At 28.5% G+C, this 26,367-nt stretch carries 23 protein-coding genes; 2 read left to right on the plus strand and 21 right to left on the minus strand.

Annotated features, from left to right (window positions below):
• Positions 1-106 precede the first annotated feature (106 nt).
• From AACH12_RS08745 to AACH12_RS08840, 20 genes are all read right to left on the minus strand, one after another.
• On the minus strand, positions 107-343 hold the full coding sequence (locus tag AACH12_RS08745; protein ID WP_338535035.1) for a KH domain-containing protein: 237 nt from the start codon (positions 341-343) through the stop codon (positions 107-109).
• A gap of 30 nt (positions 344-373) precedes the next feature.
• Complete coding sequence (gene rpsP / locus AACH12_RS08750; RefSeq protein ID WP_338535036.1) at positions 374-631, minus strand: 30S ribosomal protein S16; 258 nt, start codon at positions 629-631, stop codon at positions 374-376.
• Between the two features lie 60 nt (positions 632-691).
• The gene (ffh, locus tag AACH12_RS08755) at positions 692-2,029 is read right to left on the minus strand and encodes a signal recognition particle protein (protein ID WP_338535037.1); all 1,338 of its coding nucleotides are present in this window, start codon (positions 2,027-2,029) and stop codon (positions 692-694) included.
• A gap of 18 nt (positions 2,030-2,047) precedes the next feature.
• Positions 2,048-2,392 carry a YlxM family DNA-binding protein gene (gene ylxM / locus AACH12_RS08760; protein WP_338535038.1) on the minus strand — a complete coding sequence of 115 codons (345 nt, stop codon included), beginning with the start codon at positions 2,390-2,392 and terminating at the stop codon, positions 2,048-2,050.
• Between the two features lie 122 nt (positions 2,393-2,514).
• A complete protein-coding gene (gene ftsY / locus AACH12_RS08765; RefSeq protein WP_463671018.1) occupies positions 2,515-3,423 on the minus strand; it encodes a signal recognition particle-docking protein FtsY in 909 nt (302 codons plus the stop codon).
• 303 nt (positions 3,424-3,726) lie between these two features.
• The gene (gene smc, locus AACH12_RS08770) at positions 3,727-7,281 is read right to left on the minus strand and encodes a chromosome segregation protein SMC (RefSeq protein ID WP_338535040.1); all 3,555 of its coding nucleotides are present in this window, start codon (positions 7,279-7,281) and stop codon (positions 3,727-3,729) included.
• Between the two features lie 37 nt (positions 7,282-7,318).
• A complete protein-coding gene (locus AACH12_RS08775) occupies positions 7,319-8,356 on the minus strand; it encodes an elongator complex protein 3 (protein WP_338535041.1) in 1,038 nt (345 codons plus the stop codon).
• A complete protein-coding gene (gene rnc, locus AACH12_RS08780) occupies positions 8,343-9,047 on the minus strand; it encodes a ribonuclease III (RefSeq protein ID WP_338535042.1) in 705 nt (234 codons plus the stop codon). The genes AACH12_RS08775 and rnc overlap by 14 nt, the downstream gene beginning before the upstream one ends.
• Before the next feature lie 446 nt (positions 9,048-9,493).
• A complete protein-coding gene (gene fabF / locus AACH12_RS08785; protein ID WP_338535043.1) occupies positions 9,494-10,735 on the minus strand; it encodes a beta-ketoacyl-ACP synthase II in 1,242 nt (413 codons plus the stop codon).
• A gap of 107 nt (positions 10,736-10,842) precedes the next feature.
• On the minus strand, positions 10,843-11,073 hold the full coding sequence (acpP, locus tag AACH12_RS08790) for an acyl carrier protein (RefSeq protein WP_338535044.1): 231 nt from the start codon (positions 11,071-11,073) through the stop codon (positions 10,843-10,845).
• 26 nt (positions 11,074-11,099) lie between these two features.
• A complete protein-coding gene (fabG, locus tag AACH12_RS08795) occupies positions 11,100-11,843 on the minus strand; it encodes a 3-oxoacyl-[acyl-carrier-protein] reductase (RefSeq protein WP_338535045.1) in 744 nt (247 codons plus the stop codon).
• 23 nt (positions 11,844-11,866) lie between these two features.
• Positions 11,867-12,847, minus strand: coding sequence for an ACP S-malonyltransferase (gene fabD, locus AACH12_RS08800; RefSeq protein WP_338535046.1), 981 nt, complete (start codon positions 12,845-12,847; stop codon positions 11,867-11,869).
• A gap of 33 nt (positions 12,848-12,880) precedes the next feature.
• A complete protein-coding gene (locus tag AACH12_RS08805; RefSeq protein WP_338535047.1) occupies positions 12,881-13,861 on the minus strand; it encodes a beta-ketoacyl-ACP synthase III in 981 nt (326 codons plus the stop codon).
• A gap of 191 nt (positions 13,862-14,052) precedes the next feature.
• Positions 14,053-15,039: a phosphate acyltransferase PlsX gene (gene plsX / locus AACH12_RS08810; protein WP_338535048.1), complete on the minus strand. Its 987-nt coding sequence runs from the start codon at positions 15,037-15,039 to the stop codon at positions 14,053-14,055.
• 27 nt (positions 15,040-15,066) lie between these two features.
• Positions 15,067-15,627, minus strand: a complete 561-nt coding sequence (gene fapR, locus AACH12_RS08815; RefSeq protein WP_338535049.1) for a transcription factor FapR — start codon at positions 15,625-15,627, stop codon at positions 15,067-15,069.
• Between the two features lie 148 nt (positions 15,628-15,775).
• On the minus strand, positions 15,776-19,921 hold the full coding sequence (locus AACH12_RS08820) for a PA14 domain-containing protein (RefSeq protein ID WP_338535050.1): 4,146 nt from the start codon (positions 19,919-19,921) through the stop codon (positions 15,776-15,778).
• Positions 19,922-19,930: 9 nt separating this feature from the next.
• A complete protein-coding gene (locus tag AACH12_RS08825) occupies positions 19,931-20,740 on the minus strand; it encodes a copper amine oxidase N-terminal domain-containing protein (RefSeq protein ID WP_338535051.1) in 810 nt (269 codons plus the stop codon).
• Between the two features lie 309 nt (positions 20,741-21,049).
• Positions 21,050-21,229 (minus strand): 50S ribosomal protein L32, encoded by a 180-nt coding sequence (rpmF, locus tag AACH12_RS08830; RefSeq protein ID WP_338535052.1) that lies wholly within the window; start codon positions 21,227-21,229, stop codon positions 21,050-21,052.
• 17 nt (positions 21,230-21,246) lie between these two features.
• Positions 21,247-21,747 carry a YceD family protein gene (locus AACH12_RS08835; RefSeq protein ID WP_338535053.1) on the minus strand — a complete coding sequence of 167 codons (501 nt, stop codon included), beginning with the start codon at positions 21,745-21,747 and terminating at the stop codon, positions 21,247-21,249.
• A 145-nt stretch (positions 21,748-21,892) separates the two neighbouring features.
• Positions 21,893-23,086: an acetate/propionate family kinase gene (locus AACH12_RS08840; RefSeq protein ID WP_338535054.1), complete on the minus strand. Its 1,194-nt coding sequence runs from the start codon at positions 23,084-23,086 to the stop codon at positions 21,893-21,895.
• Positions 23,087-23,505: 419 nt separating this feature from the next.
• On the opposite strand from AACH12_RS08840, the gene AACH12_RS08845 reads away from it, so the two are divergent.
• Together AACH12_RS08845 and AACH12_RS08850 are read left to right on the plus strand one after the other, a co-directional pair.
• Entirely contained in the window at positions 23,506-24,723 is a 1,218-nt protein-coding gene (locus tag AACH12_RS08845) for a nucleotidyltransferase (RefSeq protein ID WP_338535055.1), read from the plus strand.
• Between the two features lie 162 nt (positions 24,724-24,885).
• Entirely contained in the window at positions 24,886-25,152 is a 267-nt protein-coding gene (locus tag AACH12_RS08850; protein WP_338535056.1) for a YciI family protein, read from the plus strand.
• 451 nt (positions 25,153-25,603) lie between these two features.
• On the opposite strand, the gene hpt is transcribed toward AACH12_RS08850, so the two are convergent.
• Entirely contained in the window at positions 25,604-26,155 is a 552-nt protein-coding gene (gene hpt / locus AACH12_RS08855) for a hypoxanthine phosphoribosyltransferase (RefSeq protein WP_463671019.1), read from the minus strand.
• Positions 26,156-26,367: the final 212 nt, after the last annotated feature.

Raw genomic sequence — 26,367 nt, forward strand, 5'->3', positions numbered from 1 at the left:
AATTAAAATTATATTTTAATATTAAAAATACAATTATTAATGCATATTAATTAAAAACAACAAAATGAGGTTTAATCCTCTTTTTGTTGTTTTATTCATTACATTGTTAATTTTGTTGAACAATCTCAATAACTACATGTTTATTTACTTTAGTAGCAGCCGCTTTTACAACTGTACGTAAGGCTTTAGCAATTCTTCCTTGCTTTCCAATAACCTTACCCATATCATCTGCATGAACTTTTAACTGTACAAGAACAGATTGAGATTCCTCTTTTTCAGTTACTTCAACTGCCTCAGGATTATCAACTAATGCTTTAGCAATTGACTTTACTAATTCGCCCATTTTAACACCACCTAAGCTTTTAACAAGCAATTATTTGCTCATTTTATCATAGATACCATGTTTTTTGAATAAATCTTTCACAGTATCAGTTGGTTGTGCACCATTACTTAACCATTTAATAGCTTTTTCTTCATCTATCTTAACGTCAGCAGGATCTGTCATTGGGTTATAATGACCAATATGATCAATAAACTTACCATCTCTAGGAGAACGTGCATCAGCAACTACTACTCTATAAAAAGGTTTTTTCTTAGCACCCATTCTTCTTAATCTAATTTTTACAGCCATTTTTTCACCTCCTCATAAATTACATATTTATATAAATATTATTATACACAAGTTAATTAACTACATAAATGGAAGTTTAAGTTTTCCACCTTTTTTCATTTTCTTTTCCATACCTGTAAATTGTTTCATCATTTTCTTTGTTTGAGAAAACTGTTTTAGAAGTTTATTTACGTCTTGAACTTTTGTACCACTACCACTTGCTATTCTTTTCTTTCTATTCGAATTTATAACATTTGTATTTTTTCTTTCTTTAGGTGTCATTGACTGTATAATCGCTTCAAGTCTTAAAAATTCTTTATCATCAACTTCAATATTTTTAAGAGCTTTATTATTCATACCTGGAAGCATTCCAAGGATATCACTAAGCGGTCCCATTTTTTTCATTTGTTGAAGTTGATCTAGAAAATCTTCTAAATCAAAATCATTACTTTTCATCTTTCTCTCTAATTTTTTTACCTTATCTTCATCAAATGACTCTTGAGCTTTTTCAATTAATGTAAGAACATCTCCCATCCCTAATATTCTTGAAGCCATTCTATCAGGGTGAAATTCCTCTATATCAGTCAGTTTTTCACCAACACAGGCAAATTTAATAGGTTTTCCGGTTACCGCTCTAACTGAGAGCGCAGCACCACCACGTGTATCACCATCTAATTTAGTAAGGATTAATCCATCTATTCCAAGACGTTCATTAAACACTTCAGCGACATTAACTGCATCTTGACCTGTCATTGAGTCAACGACTAAAAGTATCTCAGATGGTTTTACACTCGATTTAATATCTTCAAGTTCTACCATAAGATTATCATCAATATGAAGTCTACCTGCTGTATCTATTATAATTAAGTCATTATTATTTTTTACTGCATGTTTTAGCGCTGCTTTTGCAATGTCAACGGGGCTAAGTTTATCTCCCATAGAAAAAACTGGAATATCTAAGCTTTTACCTACAACTTCTAATTGTTTGATTGCTGCTGGTCTATATACATCACACGCTACCAAAAGCGGATTCTTACCTTTTTTCTTAAGTATATTACCAAGTTTACCACTTGTAGTTGTTTTACCTGCACCTTGAAGACCAACCATCATAAGTATCGTTGGATTAGCCGAAAAATCAATTTTACTTTGAGTTTGCCCCATCAGTTCCGTTAATTCTTCGTTAACTATTTTGATAACCTGTTGACCTGGCGTTAAGCTATTAAGTACTTCCTGTCCAATTGCTCTTTCATTAACTTTTTTTATAAAATCTTTTACTATTTTAAAGTTTACATCCGCTTCAAGCAAAGCTAATTTTACTTCACGCATTGCTGATTTAACATCACTTTCGTTTAATTTACCTTTACCTCTTAAATTTTTAAAAGTATTTTGAAGTTTTTCTGCCAATCCATCAAATGCCAAGGTGTAACCTCCTTAGTATTATCTTTCAACAATACATTTTATCTTTTCTATTTGTTCTTTAATATATTCATTATCTAATCTACTTTGTATTTCATTAACTAAATTCAAAATAGTAGTCTTTTCTTCTAACGTTTTTAAATATTTTTCTAATAAGCCAAGTTTATCTTCATAGTCATTAAGTATCTTTGCACTTCTCTTAAGTGAATCATAAACAGCTTGTCTACTTACATTAGCGTTAATAGATATTTCTGCAAGCGATAAATCATTAACTAAATACTGCTCTAAAACTTCTTTTTGTTTCTCAGTTAATAGTTCACTATAAAAGTCATATAAATTTCCTAGCTCTAATTTTTTTTCAATCATATTATCAATCGCCTTTTGTAAAGGTTAATTACTTTACAGATGTATCTTATACTATAAATATATCTATGTCAAGGCTTTTTCATTGACAAAGATATATTTCTTACGTTAAATAAAACACTATACTAACCAAATAATGCATCAACAAAAGTTTTAGCGTTAAATTTTTGAAGATCGTCTACTCCTTCACCTACGCCTATTAATTTAACTGGTATATTGAGTTCTGAATTAATACCTAAAATAACTCCACCTTTTGCTGTTCCATCAAGCTTTGTTAACACTATACCCGATATAGCCGCAGCTTCTTTAAATAATTTCGCCTGCTGAATTGCATTTTGTCCAGTAGTAGCATCAAGTACCAATAAAACTTCTTTATCAGCCTGTGGATATTCTCTATCTACTATTTTAAAAACTTTAGTTAACTCGTTCATCAAATTTTTCTTATTGTGGAGTCTACCAGCCGTATCACAAATTAAGACATCTATATTTTTTGCTCTAGCAGACTGAATTGCATCATAAATTACTGCAGCGGGGTCTGATCCTTCTTGATGTGCAATAACGTTGACATTTGCCCTTTTACCCCAAACTTCGAGTTGATCAATAGCAGCCGCTCTAAAAGTATCTCCAGCAGCTAAAAGTACAGATTTCCCCTCACTTTTAAATTTATTAGCTATTTTACCTATAGTAGTTGTTTTACCCGCCCCATTTACACCAATGACTAAAATTATGGCTGGTACTGACGAAATTAGTTCTCTATTATTATTTTCAGATAGAATATTAACTAATACTTCTTTTAATACATCTTTTACTTTGCTAGAGTCCTTAATTTTTTGTTTTTTAAGTTCATTTTGTAGTTCTTCTATTATTTCCATTGTAGTGCTCATACCAATGTCAGCCATAATAAGTATTTCTTCTAATTCTTCAAATAAATCGTCATCTATTTCTCCATAATTATTAAAAAGATCATCTATTCTATCATTAATAACTTTACTTGTTTTTACAAGTCCATTCTTTAATCTAGCAAAAAAGCCTATTTTTTTTGAATTTTCAATATCATCACCATTACTAGATTCTTCTACAAAGTCTCCTCTTTCCATAGAAATATCACTTGTAGTATCAAAATCATTATAACTTTCTTGATTTTTATTATCGACAATCATAAGTTCGTCTTCTTCAGATTTTTTTTCTTCTATGCTATTTTCTATATCAGTTATATCATTATCTTCGTCATTTGCATCGCTTGTATCTATATCTTCTTTTGCTATTTCCTCTACCACTTCTACAGTTTCTTTTTTCCCTTTACCAAATAATTTTTTAAACATTTTCCCTCCTGAATTCTATTTTTCAACATCACTTAGTTTAACAGATACAATTTTTGAAACTCCAAACTCTTCCATTGTAACACCATATAATGAATCTGCAACTTCCATAGTTCCTTTTCTATGTGTAATAACTATAAATTGAGATTTATCAGTATAGTGATTTAAAAAATTTGCAAATCTATATACATTTACATCATCTAGTGCTGCTTCTATTTCATCTAATATACAAAAAGGCGATGGCTTAATTTTTAGTATTGAAAAAAGCAGTGCAATAGCAGTAAGCGCTTTTTCGCCACCGGACAATAGATTTAAGCTTTGAAGTTTTTTTCCTGGTGGTTGAGCTACAATTTCAATATTGGAACTTAGAATATCATCCATATCTTCAATAATAAGCTTTGAATGACCTCCATTAAAAAGCTCTTTAAAAATAGAATCAAAATGACTATCTATTTGTTCTAGTGCTTCTTTAAATTTTTCTATCATTTTAGCTTCTAGTCCACCTATAACTTCTATCAAAGATTTTCTAGCAGTTACTAAATCTTTATGCTGATCATACAGAAAATTATATCTCTCTGACACATCATCATATTCTTCTATTGAGCTAACATTAACTTCTCCAATATTTTTTATATCTTTTCTTAATTTATTCATAACTTTTAAAGGATATTTTATTTCTAAATTACTTCTAAATTTATTAGCACTTTCTATATTCATTTCATACTTTTCCCACAAGTTAGCAGTAATATTTTCTTTTTCTGTTTCATTTTTAATTTTTATTAATTCCAAATGATGAATTTCTTTTTGGATATTCTCAATTGAATTACTTATTTTCAAAATTTTATTTTGTATTTCACTATATTTGACTTTTAAAGTTGCAACTTCATTTTTATTTATTTCTGCTAGTTCTGATGCATTTACTTTATCTTTAAATAATTTTGCAAGTTTAATCATAATTTCATCAAGTTTTGCTAAAGAAGCATTTTTTTCAAGTTTTGCTAAATTAATTTCTTCAAATTTGATTTTCACTAAATTCTCTGTTTTTATATATTCACTTTTATTTCTATCTATCTCCAAAATAAAATTATCAATTTTTTCTTTATAGGTAGCAATTACTATTTTCTTCTCAGTTATTTCTTCTTCTAATTTATTTAACTCACTTACAATTATACTTCCATCACTTAAAAAACTGCTTAGCTTAGCATCCAATTGATTTTTTTCCAAAGCAAGATTGTTCATTTCTTCATCTAGTTTATCGTTTTTATCCAATATTGATTCAATTTCTCTGTTTAAACTTATTATTTCTTTATTATTATTCTCTATTTGTTTCTTCATTTCATAAATATCTTTTTTCAAATTTTCAAATTCGTTATTTTTATTAATTGAATTAATTTTTAACTCTTCTAATTCTTCAAAAATCAATTTTATTTTTTCTTCAAGTTTAAATTTGTTTTTCTTTAATAATTCAATTTCACTTTTGTTTTTCAAAAATATTTTTTCTATACTATCTAATTCTAATTCCAATTCTTTAATTTTTCTTTTGCGGCTTAATATGTTAGAAATTTTTGTTTTATACGAACCACCCGTTATTGATCCAGATTGGTTGATTATTTCGCCATCTAATGTAACAATTCTAAAATTCGTATTAAAATTTTTACTTATTAACGTTGCCACTTTATAATCTCTTACTATAACTGTTTTACCAAGTAAATATGAAAAGACACTATTAAATTTTTCATCATAATTTACAAGTTCCGACGCAACACCTATGTAACCATCAACCTTTAATAAACTATTATCAATTCTGAGTTTTGAATATTTTTTTATAGATTGAATTGGTAAAAAGGTCACTCTACCTTTTTTTTCCTTTTTTAAATAATCTATAACAGTATGCGCAGATGACGCACTCTCGCACACAATATTTTGTAGAGATTTTCCAAGCGTTATTTCTATTGCTTTTTCATATTTTTTTGGAAGTTCAATAAGAGAAGCTACTACTCCATAAAATCCTTTTTTATTATCAATAAATTTCATAGCAGTTTTTACACTATAATCAAAACCTTCATGTTCTTTTTCCATTTGAACCAGAATTTTTTTTTCTGTAGTAATTTCAGTTATTCTATTATGAGCATTATTTAATACAAGCTCTTTTTCACCAATTTGAGCTATTAACGCTCTATTTTCACTATCTAAATTTGTTTTTCTAAAAGAATTATCATTGAATTTTTTCTTTAAATTATTAATATTTTTTTCGATCAAAATGATTTCTTCTTCGTTTTGACTTAATCGATTCATTTTTATACTTAGTTTTTCTTTTATATCATTAACACTTCCAATAAATGTACTTATAATTCTTTCATTTGAAATAGTTTCACTCTTTTTTCTTTCAATTTGATTTAACAAATCAATAGCATAAGTCTTAATTTTCTCATTTCCAACTTCTATTTCTTTAATTTTATTATTCTTTTTTTCATATTTTTCACTCAAAACATTAAAATCGTTTTCAATTTCAGTACTTTCTGAAGAAATTTTATCTTTATTTAAATTTAATGATTTAATATTATTGCTAAATTCATTTTTTTCTTTTTCCAAAACAATAATTTCATTTTCTATTCTTGTTAGATTCTTATTTAAATTAGAAATTTTTTCATTATATAAAGATTCTTCTCCTTCAAGTTCCTTAACATTGTTTAATATTTCAAAATGGTTTTCTTTAGATGCACTAATGGCTAAAGTTAATTCATCTATCTCTTTTAGCAAGGTTCTTTCAATTTTTTTTAATTCTAATAATTGTTTTGAATCAACATCTGTCTTATATCCATAATCTATTTCATCATTTTTAATGCTATTAAGTTTTTCATTAATTTTATCAATATTACTTAAAAAAACATTAACTTCTACATCTTTTAATTCTTTTGAAAGTTCTAAATATACTTTTGCTTTTTCACTTTCTTCCTTAAGTGGATCAAGTCTTTCTTTTAATTCACTAAGAATATCATCAACTCTAAGTAAATTTAAATCTGTATTTTCTAATTTTCGTTCAGATTCTTTTTTTCTGTTTTTATATTTGACGATACCAGCTGCTTCTTCAAAGATTTGTCTTCTTTCGTCCTTATTTGTACTTAGAATACTATCAATTTTTCCTTGACCAATAATAGAATAACCATCAGTTCCAAGACCCGTATCTACAAATATTTCTTTTATATCTTTTAACCTGCATAAAGTGTTATTTATTAAATATTCACTATCTCCAGATCTAAATACTCTTCTAGTTACTTTTACTTCATTAAAATCTATTTCGAAAAAATTCTCTGAATTATCAAATAACAAACTAACCTCTGCAAAGCCAAGTTTTTTTCTATCCTTAGTACCACTAAAAATAATATCTTCCATTTTACTTCCGCGAAGAGACTTTACCTTTTGTTCACCCAGTACCCACCTAACTGCATCTGTAATGTTACTTTTTCCACTTCCATTTGGTCCAACAACACACGAAATTCCTGAATTAAAATCTATATTAGTTTTATCAGCGAAAGATTTAAAACCTTTCATCTCAAGTTTTTTTAAATACATATTTTCTCTCCAATGGTCAAATTAAAAGGATAGCTTCTCAGCCATCCATTATTTCAATTGTAAAATTATCTTGTAAATCATTATTTATTTCATAAAATATCTTAACAAAATTATAGTGTTCTTTTAAAAATTTAATATTACTCTTTTTTATACCTACTATTTCTGAAATTTTTTTATTTGAAGCTTTGATTTTTAACGTCTTTTTTTCAGTATTTAATCCTTTTAATTCTATAACAATTTTTTCTAAAATAAGTTTAGACTCAACAAGGTGTCTAAAAGATGAATGGAAGGGTCCAGAAACAACGTCACCACCACTTGTAATATTATCTGTAGGTTGAAGACCCATTCTAATAACATTAATATTATTAGAAGTAAAAATTTTATACATCTCAGCGGCAATATTAACTGCATTTTCAATGCTTAAAGCTTTATAAATACCTTTATTAAACATTTCTTCGAGTTTTGTATCTTTAATAACTAAAGTAGGGTAAATCCTTATTGTACTCGGTTTTAAAGCAGCCGCTTTTTTTGCACTTTCAACAGATTTAAACAAAGTATCTGTTGGTAAACCAATCATAAGTTGTATTCCAAAATTTAATTTATATTCTTTTATTAATTTTACAGCAACATATACATCATTAGCCGTATGACCTCTTTCTGAAATCATTAATACTTCATTATCAAATGATTGAACACCAAATTCAATTAAATTTATAGTATATTTTTTTAAATTATTTAAAATACTTTCATTTATATAATCTGGCCTAGTTGACATTCTTATGCCTCTTAAAAGCCCTCTATCAACATATTCCTGTGCAAGGCACAAGTATTTATTTTGAATTTCTTTTTCTATACCTGTAAAACTACCACCATAAAATGCAATATCAATATTAGTATTCATTTTATCTTTTACACTATTTATATAAGTTTCAATATATAATCTCAACTTTACTTCATCAAATGGTTCCCATTCTTTTGCGATTTTCCGTTGATTACAAAATACACAATCATTAGGGCAACCCATATGAGAAACGAAAATTGGAACTATAACATTTTTTTTCTTAGTTGATTTCATCAATACTCACTTTCTCAAGCGCCATCTTTGCAGCTTCTTGCTCTGATTCCTTTTTGCTTCGTCCTTTTCCTATTCCAACTACATTTTCATTCAATTTAACATGAGTATGAAAAATTTTACAATGATCCGGACCTTCTTCTTTAAATATTTCATAAGAAATATGATTTGCAGAATTAACTTGAATTACTTCTTGTAGATGTGTTTTATAATCAAGGAAAACTTTTCCTTCAACAGAATCATTTATTTTGCTACGCATTTGATATAAAATAAACTTTCGACTCTCTTCAATTCCACCATCAAGATATATTGAAGCTATTAGCGCTTCAAATGCATCTGCAAGTATGGATGTTCTTTCTCTACCACCAGTCATCTCTTCACCTTTTCCAAAAAACATAAATTTGCCTAGTTCAAGTTTTCTAGAGCATTCTCCAAGTGTACTTTCGCATACTATTTTAGATCTTATTTTAGTTAACTCGCCTTCAGGAAGGTCTTTATAATTATTAAACAAATAATCGCTAATAACAATACTGAGGACTGAATCTCCTAAAAATTCTAACCTTTCATTATTATGTGTAAGATTATTTCTTCTTTCATTAGAATAAGAACTATGCGTTAACGCTTCGTCTAGAAACGAAATATTGGTAAATACATAACCAATATTTTTTTGTAATTTTTCCTTTTTATACCTCAAAACTTTTCCTCCTTATAAATCTTTTGTACTACTTTAGAATTTAATTTTATTTATCCGATGCCTTAGAGTTCTAATACCCCCACTACTTAAAAAAGTGGGGTATAAAGAACTCTAAAAAGACCCTAGATTATGTTTTCTAAGATTCAGTGGGAGTAAAAACTCCCTCTGAATCTTAGAAATTCATTTATTAAGAGAAAAGTTTTTTAAACACACAATTTTACCTCATATATTTAAGAAACCTTTCCACCTATAACATTTTATACTTTTTAAGATAAAAATACAAATGTTTAATTCATAAAAAAAAAGCTCTTCAATTTAGCGCTGAAGAACTTTTTTTACCCTAACCCACTAGATTTAATCTACAATTTTTTTTAACTTTAAAGTTAAAGTTAAAAAACTCTAAAGAGCTTAGGATTAAATTTATTTACTTGCTTTAAAAAATAATCTTATTTTTTAAATTTTTTTACTATAATAGATGCATTGTGTCCACCAAATCCAAGTGAATTTGAAAGTGCATAATTAACTTTTCTGTTTTCACCTTTATTAGGTAAATAATTTAAATCTAATTCAGGATCCGGTGTATGATAGTTCATAGTTCCATGAACAAAATCTTCATTTACGGCTAAGATGCATGAAATAAATTCAATAGCTCCTGAAGCTCCAAGCAAATGTCCTGTCATTGATTTAGTAGAAGAAACACATAAATCGTAAGCATGGTCTTTAAATGTTGTTTTTATTGCCATAGTTTCAAATTTATCATTGAAAGGTGTTGATGTTCCATGTGCATTAACGTAGTCAACTTTATCATAACTTATAGAGGCATCATCAAGTGCACACTGCATAGATCTAGAAGCTCCTTCTCCGTTTGGTGATGGACTAGTTATATGATAAGCATCAGCACTCATTCCAAATCCTGCTACTTCAGCATAAATTGTTGCACCTCTTTTAATTGCATGTTCGTATTCTTCTAAAACAACTATTCCTGAACCTTCACCCATAACGAAACCATCTCTGTCTTTATCAAATGGTCTTGAAGCGCTAGAAGGATCATCATTTCTTGTACTTAAGGCTTTCATTGTACAAAATCCTGCCATGCCAAGTGGTGTAACTGACGCTTCAGCACCACCTGTTAACATTAAATCAGCATATCCATTTTGAATTAATCTAAAAGCATCTCCAATAGCATTTGTACCAGAAGCACATGCAGTAACTACTGTTGTATTTGGACCTTTACATCCAAATTGCATTGATACATTTCCAGATGCCATATTAGAAATCATCATTGGAATTAAAAATGGACTAACTCTATTAGCTCCTTTATTAAGTAATTTTTCATGTTCTTTTTCAAGAGTTCCGAGTCCACCTACTCCTGAACCTAGAACAACACCAAATCTATTTTTATCAACTTTATCCATATCTAGTTTTGAGTCTTCTAAAGCAAGCTTTGAACAAGCAACGGCAAACTGAGTAAAACGATCCATTCGTTTCGCTTCTTTTTTATTAATATATTCATTTGGATCAAAATCATCAACAAGTCCAGCTATTTTAGCTGTAAACTTTTCTGTATCAAAAGTATCAATAAGCTTTATACCGTTTCTTCCTTCTCTCAATCCTTTAAAATATTCATCTTTTCCAGTTCCGATTGGAGTGATTGCTCCAATACCAGTAACTACAACTCTTCTTTTCATATCGAACCTCCAAATATTCAAAAAGAGAACTTTTCGTCCTCTTTAAGATAAATATTATTATTTATTTAACAATAAGTTTAAGACCAAAAGGCCTTTTTTTACGTTAATTATTTTACTCTACCTTGAACATACGATGAAATATCACCAATATTTTTGAATTTTTCAGCATCTTCATCAGGAATTTCTATATCAAATTCATCTTCAAGAGCCATTATTATTTCCACAGCATCTAATGAATCAGCCTCTAAATCTCCCATAAGTGATGTAGTTTCAATTATTTCAACACCCTCATCTACACCTAGTTGCTCTATTATTATTTCCTTAACTTTATTAAACATTTTTTATTCTCCTTTCGAATTTAATATTATATTAACATGCCACCATCGACATTAATAACCTGACCTGTAATGTAAGAACTATATTCTGAACTTAAAAACATTACTGCATTTGCTACATCTTTTGCAACTCCTAAATTTCCTAGAGGTATATGTTTCTTATACTCTCCAATAACTTCATCACTTAATTTAGCAGTCATATCTGACTGTATGAATCCAGGAGCAACTGCATTTACATTTATTCCCCTTGAGGAAAATTCCTTTGCACTCGATTTTGTTAATCCAATTAATCCCGCTTTTGATGCCGAGTAATTTGCTTGACCAGCATTACCCATAAGACCAACAACAGAAGAAATATTTATGATTCTTCCAGATTTTTGTTTTAACATTTTTTTACCAATTTCTCTAGTGCATAAAAATGAGCCCTTCAGATTAACATTCAACACATTATCCCAATCTTCATCTTTCATCCTTATAAGTAATCCGTCTTTCGTTATTCCAGCATTATTCACTAAAATATCTATCTTATCAAAATCTTTATAGATATCTTTTGTAAATGTTTTTACATCATCTGAAGACGCAACATTACACTTATAAGCTTTTGCATTAACATTATAAGACTTAACTTCTTCTACAACTTTTAATGCCAATTCTGCGCTAGAATTATAATTGATTATTACATTAGCACCCTTTTTAGCAAATTCTAAAGCAATCGCCTTTCCAATACCCCTTGATCCACCTGTAATTACAACATTTTTACCGCTAAAATTCATACTACACCTCACTTCAAATTTTACTATGCAATTTCTTCTGAAATATTAATTGTTTTTTCAAAAGAATTTATATTTTCTAAAATACTAATTGTTTTTTCAAGTGAACTTATATTTTCTACGTTAAGTACAGACACTTCTTTTGAAACTTTTTTTATAAATTTCGTAAGAGCATTACCAGGTCCTACTTGAACAAATACATTAATTCCATTATTAATCATATTATTTATTGATTCTTCCCATTTAACAGGATTACTTACTTGTTTAATAAGTTTTTCTTTAATATCATTATGTGACTCTAAAAATTTAGCATCATAATTAGCAACAAGTGGAATAGAAAGTTTATTAATATTAATTCCATCAAGTTCTTTGGCTAATTTTTCTCCTGCACCTTTTAATAATGACGTATGAAAAGGCGCTGAAACTGGTAACATTACGACTTTTTTTGCACCATACTCTTTGCAAAGCTCTCCAGCTTTTTTCACCGCTTCAATTTCTCCAGCAATAACTAATTGTTTTGGACAATTAAAATTAGCTGGTTCAACTACTCCATGTTCTCTTGAATTATCACATGCCTCAATTACTTTTTCATTAGAAAGTCCAAGAATTGCTGCCATACCACCAATACCCTCAGGTACTTCTTCTTGCATAAATTTTCCTCGTTTTTGTACTATTTTTACACTTTCTTTAAAATCAATTGCGCCAGAAGCTACAAGAGCTGAATATTCTCCAAGACTAAGCCCTGCCACTGCATGAGGTTTAAAACCTTTTTCCTCAAGCACTTTATATATTGCGAATGAAGTAGTTAAAATAGAAGGCTGAGTATTTTCAGTTTTTTTCAATTCATCTTCTGTACTAGAAAAACATAATTTTTTCATATCATAACCAATAGAATCTGATGCTTCATCAAAAACTTTACTCGCTATTTCATATTTCTCTACTAATTCTTCACCCATTCCAACGTATTGTGCACCTTGACCTGGAAAAACAAAAGCCACTTTTTTCATATTTACCTCCAAAGATTGTGAGTTAAAAGGATATTACCACTTAATCATGCAAGCTCCCCAAGTTAATCCACCACCAAATCCTACTAAAACAACATTGTCACCCTTTTTTATCTTATTTTCTCTAACAGCTTGATCAAGCGCCATCGGAATTGAAGCCGCAGATGTATTTCCATATTTATCTAAATTTATTTCAACTTTATTTAAAGGTAATTTTAATTTTTTAGCTGCTGAATTTATAATTCTAATATTTGCTTGATGTGGCACTAAGAAATCTATATCAGAAATTTCTAAACCTGCTTTTTTTATAACATTTAAAGACGCTGATCCCATTTTTCTTACAGCAAATTTAAAGACTTCATTTCCTTCCATTCGCACGTAATGCTCTCTAGAGGTAACTGTATCAACACTCGCTGGTTTTCTTGAACCGCCAGCAGGTAAATCTAAATACTTTCCACCACTACCATCAGCTCCTATTTCAAATGATTTGATACCACTATCATCATCACTAACTCCAAGTATTGCAGCTCCAGCTCCATCACCGAACAAAACACAAGTATTTCTATCTTCAAAATCCAAAATTTTCGACATCGTTTCAGCGCCGATAACTAATACATACTTATAAACACCCGTTTTAATAAATTGTTTTCCAACTGTCACTCCATATAAAAAACCTGAACACGCTGCTTCTAAATCAAAAGCGGCAGCATTAAGCGCTCCAATATTATCTTGAACTATACATGCTGTTGCAGGAAAACCCATATCAGGTGTTATAGTTGCGACAATAATTAAATCTAAATCTTCTGCTTTAATATTTGCCATTTCAAGCGCTTTAATAGCAGCTTTTGTTGCAAAATCAGATGTCGCTTCACTTTCGAGTGCAATTCTTCTTTCACTAATTCCTGTTCTAGTTCTAATCCACTCGTCATTTGTATCAACTATTTTTTCTAAATCAAAATTAGTCATTATTTTTTCTGGCAATGATCTACCAGTTCCTATTATCTTTACGTTCTCCATATACACTCTCCTGTCTAAGCACTAACTATTTATAGTTGTTTTTAGTACCTACTACTAAAATTATTATAGCACACTTTTTAAATAAATCAATAGTATTTATATTTTTTTATTACCTACTCCTAAAATCACGTAAAAAAAAGCAGCTTTCTAAATTAGAAAACTGCTTTAAAAATTTGTATTCTTTTATAATTCTACTTTTCTAAAACTTTTGTTATCTCAGAAACAACATTAGTAAGAGCACATTTTTCAGTGTACTTTAGAGCATTCATAAATGCCTTTGAGTTCGAACTTCCATGAGCTTTCATGATAAGCCCATTACATCCTAGTAGTGGAGCGCCACCATATTCTGTGTAATCTAACATTTTCTTCATATCCTTTAGAGAATTCTTAACAAGAAGTGCAGCTAGTTTTGTACCAATGTTTTTTAGAAAACTTTTCTTTAGCATATCAATAAAACTCTTAGCAACACCTTCCGATAATTTTAGTATAACATTTCCAGTAAATCCATCGCATACAATTACGTCAGCCGTAGCGTTCGGAATATTTCTTGCTTCTAAATTACCAATAAAATTAAGTTCAGATTCTTTTAATAAATCATACGACTCTTTTACAAGAGCATTTCCTTTTCCTTCTTCAGCCCCTATATTTACAAGCCCTACCTTTGGATTTTCAATTTCAAAAACTTTATCTGCGTATATTGAGGCCATATGAGCAAATTCGAATAAATTTCTTGGTTTGCAATCGGCATTTGCTCCTGCATCAGTGAGGACACAAGCGCCTTTACTAGTAGGATATATAGAACAAAGAGCCGGTCTATCAATCCCTTTAATTCGTCCAACTTTTAAGAGACCCCCTGCAAGAAGCGCTCCCGTATTACCTGCTGATACAAATCCTTCTATTTCACCGTCTTTTAGCATTTTCATACCTACAACCATAGAAGAATCCTTTTTAGATTTAATTGCCTTTACAGGCTTATCCTCATTTAAAATTACTTCTGACGTATGAATAATTTCAATTCTACTCTTTTCAAATTTATACTTTTTTAATTCAATTTCTATTTTTCCTTTGTCGCCGATTAAAACTATCTGCGAGCTTGTAAATTCAAGAGCTTCAATTGCACCTTTTACGGTTTCTATTGGAGCCAAATCTCCTCCCATTACATCTATAGCTATTTTCATATTTTCCCCTTTATTCACACTACAATATTAGCCTACGCTAATAGAAACTAAATTAAATTTACTCCTAAATACTTGATCGTTATTCACAGTTATCCAAACTCTTACTATAAATTCACTTCCGCGTACTCTCATAAGCTCCGCTTTAGCAACTAATTTCTGACCTGCTATTACAGGAACTCTATACTTAATGTTCGCTACTCCTGTTAATGCAACATTTGTGTCTATTACTGCCATTGCAAGTGATTCTGCCATTGCAAAAATATAATGTCCCTTAACGATCTTAGTTTTTTCAAATGCCATATCATCAGTTGTTTCTAAAATAGATATTGCTTTTTTATTTAACTCCAAATCAATTAATTCACCTACAATTTCACTTCTAGCAAGTGTTTTAACTTTATCGTAATTATTAGTAGCGACTGATTTTACACGTTCTCTAAGTTCAGGAATACCAAGACTCATTCTATCAAGTCTTATTGTTTGTATGCTCACGCTAAAACGCTCACATAGTTCTTCATCTGTCAAAAATGGATCATTTTTAAGAATTGTTTCAATCTCTATAAGCCTATCTTTCTTTTTTAATTTAGCCATTGTATCACTCCAACATATTTAATAGTTACTACTAAGATTATACCATATTGCTAGTAACTATTAAATATTGAGCTTGCTAGATTATTTATTATCTAAAAAAGCGTAAAGATTATAAATCTTTACGCTAAAGTTTAATCAAATATTTTCATTAAAAACTTCCATCTAACAATTTTCTACTTTCAATTAATATTTTTACTTCATCAGAACTTGTCGAACTAATAATAGTAGAATCATGTGTTTTTTTAAATTCAATGATTGAATTTAAATAAATACCATCAACGATTTTTTTATCACTATCGCCCAAAATCTGACCAATAACATAAGGAAGTTTCCATAATTCATAATCTTTATAATTATCATTTAAAGATAATATTCCTCTAACATCATAATTATTATCATTTACGACTATTTTTGACGAAACTAACATATAATAATCTCCAATTGGCATCATATCATTATCTAAATTTAAAGGTTCAATTTCCAAAGTATATTCATCATTAATTTTATCATATTCAATTATCGATTTAATAAATATTCTTTTATTATTTCCATCAAATAATTCTAGTTTGGGATATTCAAAATTAAGATAACTATTACCGTGAAGTGTGAATTTTAATTTTGGATAGTAAATTCCGCTCTTAACAATACTAAATTTTAATACATCTTTTAGAGTATAATCATAAAATGTTTCTAAAATATTATCATCATTTGCTATATATCCATTTTCATCTTCTTCATTATTAAGTTCTATAGCATCTAAATATTCATCATTTACTGCATCAATAATAGCTTGTACATCTGCTGTAGTTATTATAGAAGTTGTATTTTTAAATGCCTCAGCATATTTATCTGCAAGATTATCATGAATATTTATCCCTCCTGCACTACCAAGAATCCTAATAAAGTCAACATTAAGTGCATCCAAAACTAATTCATCGGTATCATATATATTGTTATAATACGAATCCGTGTACCAAGGAATATCGTTTGTTTTTGCATACTCATTTAACGACTTAATCGCATCAGATTTCCAATTAGCTTTATCTAATGGCAAATTAGATGTATCTTCAATATACATAACATTAAAAGCTTGCTTTGTTCCAGTAAAATCAAATATTTTACTATTTGTATCTAAAGAACCTTCAACTTTATAATTAGCTAATCTCAAATCAATATTAACCGATGTAGCTCCTTCATATAGTTTAATAATACTACCTAACTTCTTACCAGTATGCCCAGAATACTGATTAATAATAAGTGAATTATCTGATCCATTCCATGTGGTAAGAGCATTCGCCGATTTACTTTGTCCTATAACTGCAACAAGCTTAAAATATTTATTATTTAAGTCATATAAAGGATTACTAGAATCAATACTTACATCGAAAGAAGTAGCATTCTTGTCAGTAATATCTCCAATTTTATTTAATTCATCAGCTTTGTTCCCAATATAAAGTTCATAATAATCAAGATTGAATTCAGGCTTATCCCAAGTCAAATGTATTTTTTGATTTAATGTACTTGATTTAAAATTATTTATGCTTCCTTCAGAAAGGTTAATCCCATCTATTAAAGCTTGTAATGTACTTAAGTCGGTTACAGAATGCGCGGAAAGAAGTTCATTTTTATATAATTCTATTTTATCCGAATTAACCCTAAGGACACCTGTGTTTCTTAGTATGTCTTCAAAACTATTTAATAAGGCATTATTAAGATCGATTGAATTCAAACCTATTTTACTAAATCCATTATCCTCCCACCAATTAATATTACCATCATTTGAGTATTTAATAATTGATTCAAGTGATTTTTCACTAGAAGTATTATTTGAAGAATTGTACATTACAAATATTTCTTGTGGATCACTAGTAAAGGTCAAATTCAAGTTAGTATTGTTTACCGGAGTAAGTCCACCTGAACTTTCTAAAACATAATTAGTATTAAAACCATCTTCGCCAAATAACACTTTGCTATCAATTAATTCTCCTGTTTTTTCAGAAATATAGTTTAAAGTAATTGAATTTAAACTTCCATTCCAAGTTGTATTAGAATATTCACCCTTTACGCTGCCCTTAATGGCTCTAATTTTAATATATTTGATTGATGAAGTATCAAAATCAATATCATAATTTATAACATCTTTATCAATATTTACAACTTGACTGTATGGTCCATTTTCTGTATTAGCATAGTAAAGTTCATAATTATCGAAATTGTAATTTGGTTTATCCCACGATAAATGAATTTTACCATTCTTAGTTTCTGCACTAAAATTTTTAATAGCAGATAAAACAAAATCGTTAGACCACTCAGCATAACTTGAAGTTGAAACTCTTTCACCTCTAATAGCCACTATTTTAAAGACCTTGTCATTATAATCATTAGCATTTAAAGTCAAATCTAATGTTCCAGTAGACGAATCAACATCTTGTAGCTTAATCATATTATCCTGATTGTCACCCATATAAACTACATATTTATCAAACTCATAGTTTGGCTTATCCCAACTTAAACGAATTTTACTTTCATTTGTTCTTGCATTAAAATTTTCTATCGCTGCTAAAGAAAATTGATTAAACCATTCCTTATAACTAGGTTCTGATACTCTGCTACCTTTTACAGTTAGTATTTTAAATACTTTATCATTATAATCATTAGCATTTAAAGTAACATCTAAAGACTCACTAAGCGAATTTACATCTTGTAGCTTAGTCATATGATCTCTATCATCACCAATATATATTATATATTTATCAAAGTCATAATCTGGTTTTTTCCACGTTAAATGTATTTTATCATTATTTGTTTTTGCATCAAAATTACTTACTGCTGGTAAAGAGTTATTATTATAATAATATTTAAAGGTTAAATTATATCCTTGAGACACAGTTAAATATCTAAAACCATATTTATTGTAATCTAAATCCAAAACAAAATTATTAGGTTTGTTGTCTATATTATTTAAAATATTATTAAATTTTATATTTTTATATAAATCATAATTCTCTTTTTTTAGAAAATCTGTAAACTTGACTCCATTTAAAACCTCATTCATTGTCAAACTTATATTAGAGTAAGAACCAATATTTGAGTTTTTATAACGCCTTGGCATATTAATTTCTCTATCCATATAGTCTTTATACACGACTTCTACTCTATCAATTTTATAATCTTCATTGCTTAAGTATGAATAAATGTAGTTATGATATGTTTCATTTGAAACATATGCTCTGTCTATTGGCGGAATTATATCATTCCCATTTTCATCATAGAAGTGGTTTTCTGCTATTGCATGGTAATATTTATACACCATTTTTACTATTTCTTCTTTTGTTAAATCACGTCCATATGTTAATTTTAAACTTTGTACTGCTCTCTTCAACCGATATAAATCATTATTTAAAATTTTTGTATCATCATAAGTATTTGAAGTATACTCCTTATAAGTCGAATCAATAAAGTTAAATGAATATGAATTCACAAAATCACTAATAGTACCATTTTCTTTTACTTCTTTAATAATTTTATTAAAATCATTTACTTTTCCAACTCCAGAGTTTATATTTTGAATTGAACTACCTGCAGACGAATCTGTGAAAATATATTCGTTTAAGCTAGGATATAACTTCGTTTGATTTACTAATTTATAATTTCCATTATTATATTTTTCCTTAAATTCAAAGTATCCATATCCGCCCCAATTAAAATATTCAAAATATATTGGATATTTCTTATTTTTAATAAGGTAAACTTGATTCGTAGTATCTTCTGCATTAGAATCTACATGAAAATCATCCGCTGATGCTATAGGGTTATTTAAATGAGTTACATCTGAATCAAAATCAAATAAATAAAATAACGATCCGTCATCTGAATTAATTCTAAAATTATAATTTCCTGTCTTGTTTGGTACATAATATCCCCAAACTTTTTTTGCAGTTTTTGAATGATAGCCAAAGTTACCACTTGAATTAATTTTAACAAAAATTACGTTATTATTTGCTGTATTAACTTTAAAACTTTCATTTTCAAAATGCTTGGCAGATACATAATATGTTTCTTCAGCTCTATTATCGTTAAAAATTATATTTTTATCTTGCCATACACGAATATTAGCATCCCGACCATGACCTTGATTTGCCCATGCTAAATCCGAAACATTATAAGATTTAACTGTTAGATTTCCTTTCATGTAATTTACAAAGTTATTTGGTGAATCCGCAAAAGAAATTCCTAAAGCAAATAACACCACTAATACTAATATTAGCGAAATAAATATTCTATTTTTCTTCATATATACCTCCTATAATGCATTTAAAAATATTTTAATATCTTCTAAACTAAAATCTGTAAATTCAAAATAATAGACCTTATTGTTCTTACTTATAGTTAAAAAAGTATGATTTGCGTAATTGTAATAAACGTTATAATAATTATATGAGTATCCATCAGCTTCAACTTTTTTAAGATCAGAAATATTTATTCCAGTACTATTAAACAATTTTACTTTAGCATCATCTATATTTATAAATTTCATATCCACATATAATTTTTTATTAGTATCTTTTGACCCAAAAAACATATACTCCTTATCAGAAATTTTTTCAGACCTAATTAAAGTAGATTTAATATATAAAGGAAGTTTAAAATCATTAATCAAATTTGTGTCTACAGCGACAGTTTTAGTCTCACCGTTCCATTTATATTTTACTCCGAGTACATCAAATAAATATTTTATAGGAATATAAGTACGATTATTTATAAGCATTGGTGCAACATCCATTTTATAAAGAGTATCATCTACTCTAATATTTTTAGAACCTAATTCCATTCTAATATTTTTTCCTTCTTTTGTAACAGTTGTAATAGATTTATCGCTAGGATTCCAATTAAGCTTCAAATCAAACAATTCAAAAATATATCTAACTGGTGCAATTGTTCTATCGTTATATATCCACAAACTAACTGGCATTTCTTGAACCTTATCGTATAAATCTACAGGATAAGCGTTTACACTTAAATTTACTGTATACATATCATCTTCTTGTGCAAATGAACTTATAGAAAAAGTCAAAATCAAAATTATTGCTACTAATAAAATTTTCCTACTCATCAAGCATCCTCCCTATTGTTATTAATTAGTATATAAAACAGTTTATATATAATTATATGTATAATTAGAATATCATATTTTTAACAATTTTTCCATAGAACTTTTAAAATGAAAAAAACCAACAAAATGAATTTTGTAAGCTAGCTTTTCTTTCTTCAAAGTTAATTGCGGTGCTTCACTAGCGAAACGCAAGCTGCACTTGCTACCTTTCGCTCGTTATAGGGAAAAATTCCCTATAAAAAAAACCAACAAAAATGAACTTTGTAAGCTAGCTTACAATTCATTTTTGTTGGTTTTTTTTGCACCGCTTTATTTAACTTCAATTACTTCTGTATTTTTATAATATCCACAAGCTGCACAAACTCTATGTGGCATAGATGGTTCGTGGCAATTTGGACACTCAATTACATTAGGAGCTGTCATCTTAATGTTAGATGCTCTTCTCTTATCTCTTCTTGCTTTTGATATTTTACGCTTAGGTACTGCCATTTGTTACACCTCCTCACTTACTTAAAGAAGTCTTTTAGACCCGCTAATCTAGGGTCAACATTATCTTCTAAACATCCACATGATTCATAATTTAAATTTGCTCCACACATTGAACATAGCCCATTACAATCAGGTGAACAAAGCACCTTATTAGGGAAATTCAAATACAAATCTTCCATTACGACTTCTGTAAGATCAATTAAATTATTTGATATAACCATAACATCTTCACTAGTATCATCAAATGATTTTAATAATAATTCTCTTTCAAAAGAATTTGAAATAGTTTTCTTAGTCTCCTCTAAACATCTTGAACATTTAAAAACTAAGTCACAAGAATAATTAACAGTCAATAAAAACTTATTACTATCTTGTGCTTTAATATAAGCATGAACTTTAATGCTACTAGCATTTACTACATCCTGCTCATTTAAATCATTAACATTAAGAGATGTTTCTAAGTCAAATTCCTCAGCAACAACTTTTCCATTAATAATTTTCGCCAAATTCAGTAACATAATTTCACCTCATTACTACAACACAACAATTATATATTCATAGGATTTCTTTGTCAAGTCATTTCATTAAAAAATAACCTAGTCTATTTGCAGCACCAAAAACAAAAACTACCTTATTAAAAACAATAAGGTAGTTTTACTAATCTTATTTTAATAATTCAAGTGTATCACGAGCTATCATTAGTTCTTCATTTGTTGGTATAACCATAACTTTTACAGCAGATCCTTCTTTATTTACGATAGCTTCTTTTCCTCTAACTTTGTTTAATTCTTCATCAATCTCAATTCCCATAAACTCTAAATTAGAGCAAATATTTTTTCTGTTATCTGCTGAATTTTCTCCAAGTCCTGCTGTAAATATAACAGCATCTACTCCACCCATCACAGCAGCATATGCAGCAATATATTTTTTAACTCTTAAATCAAATGTATTTAATGCAAGAGTTGCTCTTTCATTTCCATCAGCAGCAGCGTCTTCAATATCTCTAAAATCAGAACTAATTCCTGAAATACCAAGCACTCCTGACTTTTTATTCATTAAATTATTAATTCCTTTAATATCTAAATTTTCTTTTTCCATAATAAATGTAACTATTGCAGGATCAATATCACCACATCTAGTTCCCATTGCAAGACCTTCTAAAGGAGTAAATCCCATTGAAGTTGCAACAGATTTACCACCATCAATTGCATCAACAGAAGCACCATTTCCTAAATGACATGATATTAATTTTAAATCTTTAATATCTTTTCCTAAAATTTCTGCCGCTCTTTGAGAAACATATCTATGACTAGTTCCATGGAATCCATATCTTCTTAATCCATATTTTTCATACAATTCATAAGGAAGTGGATAAATATAAGACTCAGCTGGCATTGTTTGATGGAAAGCTGTATCAAATACGGCTACATTCTTAATAGAAGGAAGTAATTCCATAATTGCTTTTACACCAGTAATATTCGGTGGGTTATGAAGAGGTGCTAAATCAATACACTCTTCAACTTTTTCCATTACATCATCAGTTATAATCACTGATGAACTATAAAATTCTCCTGCATGAACCATTCTATGTCCTGCAGCTTCAATTTCAGACAAACTTTCAATTGCACCATACTCTTTACTTACTAAGGCATCAAGCACTTCAGTTAAAGCTTCTTTATGATTATTCATTGGTACTTCAATAACCTTTTTATCTTTTCCTGCAGCTTCATGTTTAAGTCTTGATCCATCAAGACCAATTCTTTCAACTAATCCTATTGCTAGTACAGACTCATCTTTCATATTAATAAGTTGATATTTTAACGACGAGCTTCCACAGTTTATAACTAAAATATTCATTATAACCCTCCTCAAATTTTCATACATCCTAATTATAAAATAATATCAATATAATTCAAGTCAATTTTATTAATATTAATTCATAGGTCGTGGATATTTTTACATTTATTTAATATATTATTACAACATTTTATATAATTAATATTAAAATAATATTTAAACATCCTAATAATCACTATATTAGCGTATCTTGACGTGTTACATTTTTTTTTTAACGCTTCAAAAAAAAACATATTGTGTTATGTATACAAAATTCAATATTTCATTAATTTTATGTGAAATATTTATTTATATCTGTTTTTTTTGCATAAATTACTTTAATTGTTAGTAGTTCACATGGAAAATTATAAAATTTTATACTATAATAATAAACTATAGTAATTAAATATAGTAATTAAATATAATAAGGAAGGTAATTTATGAACATAGTTGGACTTGTGACGGAATACAATCCTTTTCATAATGGACATTTGTTTCATTTGAATGAATCTAAAAAAAATACCTCATCGGAATATTCTATAGCAATTATGAGTGGTAATTTTGTTCAAAGAGGAGAACCTGCTCTTATGGACAAATGGACTAGAGCATCAATGGCTGTTAAGTCTGGTGTTGACTTAGTAATTGAATTACCATTAGTTTATGCCTTAAATAGCGCAGATTACTTCGCGTATGGTTCATGTTCAATTCTTGACAAATTTAATGTGGTTGACCAATTAGTATTTGGAAGCGAATCTGGTAATATTTATGATTTTAAAACTATTGGCAATTTTCTTGTTGCCAATGAAGAACAAATAATGCATTTAACAAAAGAATTATTAAAAATTGGAAATTCCTATCCAAAAGCTCGCGAAAAAGCTCTTTGGTCATTGATTGAAAAATCTAATATTAATATTAATTTAACCTTAAATTCACCAAATAACATTCTTGGAATCGAATATGTAAAAAATTTATTAAAACTTAATTCAAGTGTCACTCCTTCAACAATCAGGCGAATTAATTCAGATTATAATTCAATTAATATACAAGGTGAATTTAGCAGTGCTACTTCAATTAGAAACTCAATATTAAATAACGAACTTCCTAATATAGTTAATACAGTGCCTTCTAATGTTTTTAATACGCTTTCTTCTTATGAAAAAAATGAATATTCCTATATTGAAGATTTTAGCGATTTAATTTTTGCTTCCATAAGAAGATTAAGTGCTGAGGAACTCAGAGAAATTCATGATGTTTCAGAAGGAATAGAATACAAACTTATAAAAGAAGCAAATAATACAAATAGTATACTTGAGCTAATTAACAATGTAAAATCTAAGCGTTATACAAGAACACGAATTCAAAGAATTCTTATGAAGATAGTATTAAATGTAAAAAAAGACTATATTGGTTTATCAGGTTCATTAAATCCAGAATATGCAAGAGTATTATCTTTTAATGATAAAGGTAAAGAAATAATAAAAAAAATAAAAAAAAATTCTGATATAAAGTTAATAACTAATTTAAGGAATTTAGATTATTATAAACCTTCAATAAAAAAAATGCTTGAATACGACATAAAAGCGACGAATATATATGCCCTTAAATCAAACCTAGCTGTCAATTCTGATTTCTTTAGGCATCCAATATATATAGAATAATAGATGAATTTCTAAGATTCAGAGGGAGTTTTTACTCACGCTGAATCTTAGAAAATATAATCCAGGGCCTTTTTAGAGTTCTTTATCCCCCACTTTTTTTAGAAGTGAGGGTATTAGAACTCTAAGGCATCGGATAAATAAATATCAAAAGGAGAAAAAAATATGCCATACTATGTAGGAATTTTTGAAATGCTTGATAAAAATAAAGATAAGGAAATTTTAGATATTCATATTGATTTTTTAAATAAAAATATCGAAAAAGGAAATATTTATGCTAAAGGTCCATTTCTAGATCACAGTGGTGGACTTGTTATTTATAAAATGAATTCATTTGAAGAAGCTAAAAAACTAGCTGAAAGCGATCCTGCTATTGTTAATAAAACTAGAAAATTAATTTTTAAAGAATGGAAAAGTACCTTCTCTGATTAAATATACTATTTATAAATGAATTTCTAAGGTTAAGAGGGAGTTTTTACTCCCACCGAATCTTAGAAAACGTAATATAGTGTATTTTAAAGTCTTTTATCTCTATCTTTATAAATTTGGAATATTTGAACTTTTAGCGCTTTAATAAACTCGTTTAGCTAGGGCTAAACATCGAGGAGTTAATTGGAATAATAAACACCTTAAACTTATGAAACGTAATATAGTATATTTTAGAGTCCGTTTAGCTAGGGCTAAACATCAGGGAATTAATTGGAATATAAACATTCAAGCGGTGCCACTCCTGCATGCCTACAGCATTCAGGGCGCTTTTTTATTTTTCATTCAAGCGGTGCCACCCCTGCATGCCTGCGGCATTCAGGGCGCGCTACTTTAGCGCTATGGAAAAACAAAAAAATCAGCGATTGCAAAACTTTGTTTTGCTCGCTGATTTTTTTTATTTTTCCGCACCGCTTTCATCGTTCGCGACAAACGCAAACACATGATCTATATTTCTCATATAATCGCCATAATTTAATCCATATCCTACTATGAATTTGTCTGGTATTGTATACCCTACATAATTTGGTACTAGTTCAACTTTTCTTCTTGATGGTTTATCTAAGAGTACGCAGCATTTAAGACTTTTAGGATTTTTCTTTTTTAAGTGTTCAAATACGCCCGTCATTGTAATTGCAGTATCTGTTATATCATCTACTATAAGTACATCAAATTCTTCTAATGAATCAATATTTAAATCTTGTACTACCTTTACTTTTCCTGATGATTCTTCATTATGTCCATAGCTAGATGTTGTCATAAATTCTATTCTAACTGGAAGTTTAATTTCTCTAACTAAGTCTGCAGTAAATATAAAACTTCCCTTTAGCAAAGAAATTACCAACAAATTTTTATCTTTATACTCTTTAGTTAATAACACTCCAAGTTCTGCACATCTCTTAGCTATGTCTTCTTTTGAAAAGAGAACTTCCCTTTTTTTATTCTCAATACTCATAAAACCCTCCACAAAGTTTGTTTATTTTATTATTTACTAATTCTATATCACTTTTATCCAAATATCAAGTGCTAGAAGTACTTTAAAATCAACATTTTTTAACTTTTATCAAATTTTTTTTACTAATATGTTTAATATGTGAACAATGTATTACGTTTATTTAATTAATATTTTAAAATATTTGATTGTAAAAAAAAAATCCAAAG

Origin of the sequence: Helicovermis profundi (assembly GCF_033097505.1) — a bacterium.
Classification (GTDB): domain Bacteria; phylum Bacillota; class Clostridia; order Peptostreptococcales; family Acidaminobacteraceae; genus Helicovermis; species Helicovermis profundi.

What these genes read in the sequence shown, in the direction of transcription:
- AACH12_RS08745 (WP_338535035.1), bottom strand. Translation starts at nt 343, where the DNA reads ATGGGCGAATTAGTAAAGTCAATTGCTAAAGCATTAGTTGATAATCCT.
- rpsP (WP_338535036.1), bottom strand. Translation starts at nt 631, where the DNA reads ATGGCTGTAAAAATTAGATTAAGAAGAATGGGTGCTAAGAAAAAACCT.
- ylxM (WP_338535038.1), bottom strand. Translation starts at nt 2,392, where the DNA reads ATGATTGAAAAAAAATTAGAGCTAGGAAATTTATATGACTTTTATAGT.
- smc (WP_338535040.1), bottom strand. Translation starts at nt 7,281, where the DNA reads ATGTATTTAAAAAAACTTGAGATGAAAGGTTTTAAATCTTTCGCTGAT.
- AACH12_RS08775 (WP_338535041.1), bottom strand. Translation starts at nt 8,356, where the DNA reads ATGAAATCAACTAAGAAAAAAAATGTTATAGTTCCAATTTTCGTTTCT.
- fabF (WP_338535043.1), bottom strand. Translation starts at nt 10,735, where the DNA reads ATGAAAAGAAGAGTTGTAGTTACTGGTATTGGAGCAATCACTCCAATC.
- acpP (WP_338535044.1), bottom strand. Translation starts at nt 11,073, where the DNA reads ATGTTTAATAAAGTTAAGGAAATAATAATAGAGCAACTAGGTGTAGAT.
- fabG (WP_338535045.1), bottom strand. Translation starts at nt 11,843, where the DNA reads ATGAATTTTAGCGGTAAAAATGTTGTAATTACAGGTGGATCAAGGGGT.
- fabD (WP_338535046.1), bottom strand. Translation starts at nt 12,847, where the DNA reads ATGAAAAAAGTGGCTTTTGTTTTTCCAGGTCAAGGTGCACAATACGTT.
- AACH12_RS08805 (WP_338535047.1), bottom strand. Translation starts at nt 13,861, where the DNA reads ATGGAGAACGTAAAGATAATAGGAACTGGTAGATCATTGCCAGAAAAA.
- plsX (WP_338535048.1), bottom strand. Translation starts at nt 15,039, where the DNA reads ATGAAAATAGCTATAGATGTAATGGGAGGAGATTTGGCTCCAATAGAA.
- fapR (WP_338535049.1), bottom strand. Translation starts at nt 15,627, where the DNA reads ATGGCTAAATTAAAAAAGAAAGATAGGCTTATAGAGATTGAAACAATT.
- AACH12_RS08820 (WP_338535050.1), bottom strand. Translation starts at nt 19,921, where the DNA reads ATGAAGAAAAATAGAATATTTATTTCGCTAATATTAGTATTAGTGGTG.
- AACH12_RS08825 (WP_338535051.1), bottom strand. Translation starts at nt 20,740, where the DNA reads ATGAGTAGGAAAATTTTATTAGTAGCAATAATTTTGATTTTGACTTTT.
- rpmF (WP_338535052.1), bottom strand. Translation starts at nt 21,229, where the DNA reads ATGGCAGTACCTAAGCGTAAAATATCAAAAGCAAGAAGAGATAAGAGA.
- AACH12_RS08835 (WP_338535053.1), bottom strand. Translation starts at nt 21,747, where the DNA reads ATGTTACTGAATTTGGCGAAAATTATTAATGGAAAAGTTGTTGCTGAG.
- AACH12_RS08840 (WP_338535054.1), bottom strand. Translation starts at nt 23,086, where the DNA reads ATGAATATTTTAGTTATAAACTGTGGAAGCTCGTCGTTAAAATATCAA.
- AACH12_RS08845 (WP_338535055.1), top strand. Translation starts at nt 23,506, where the DNA reads ATGAACATAGTTGGACTTGTGACGGAATACAATCCTTTTCATAATGGA.
- AACH12_RS08850 (WP_338535056.1), top strand. Translation starts at nt 24,886, where the DNA reads ATGCCATACTATGTAGGAATTTTTGAAATGCTTGATAAAAATAAAGAT.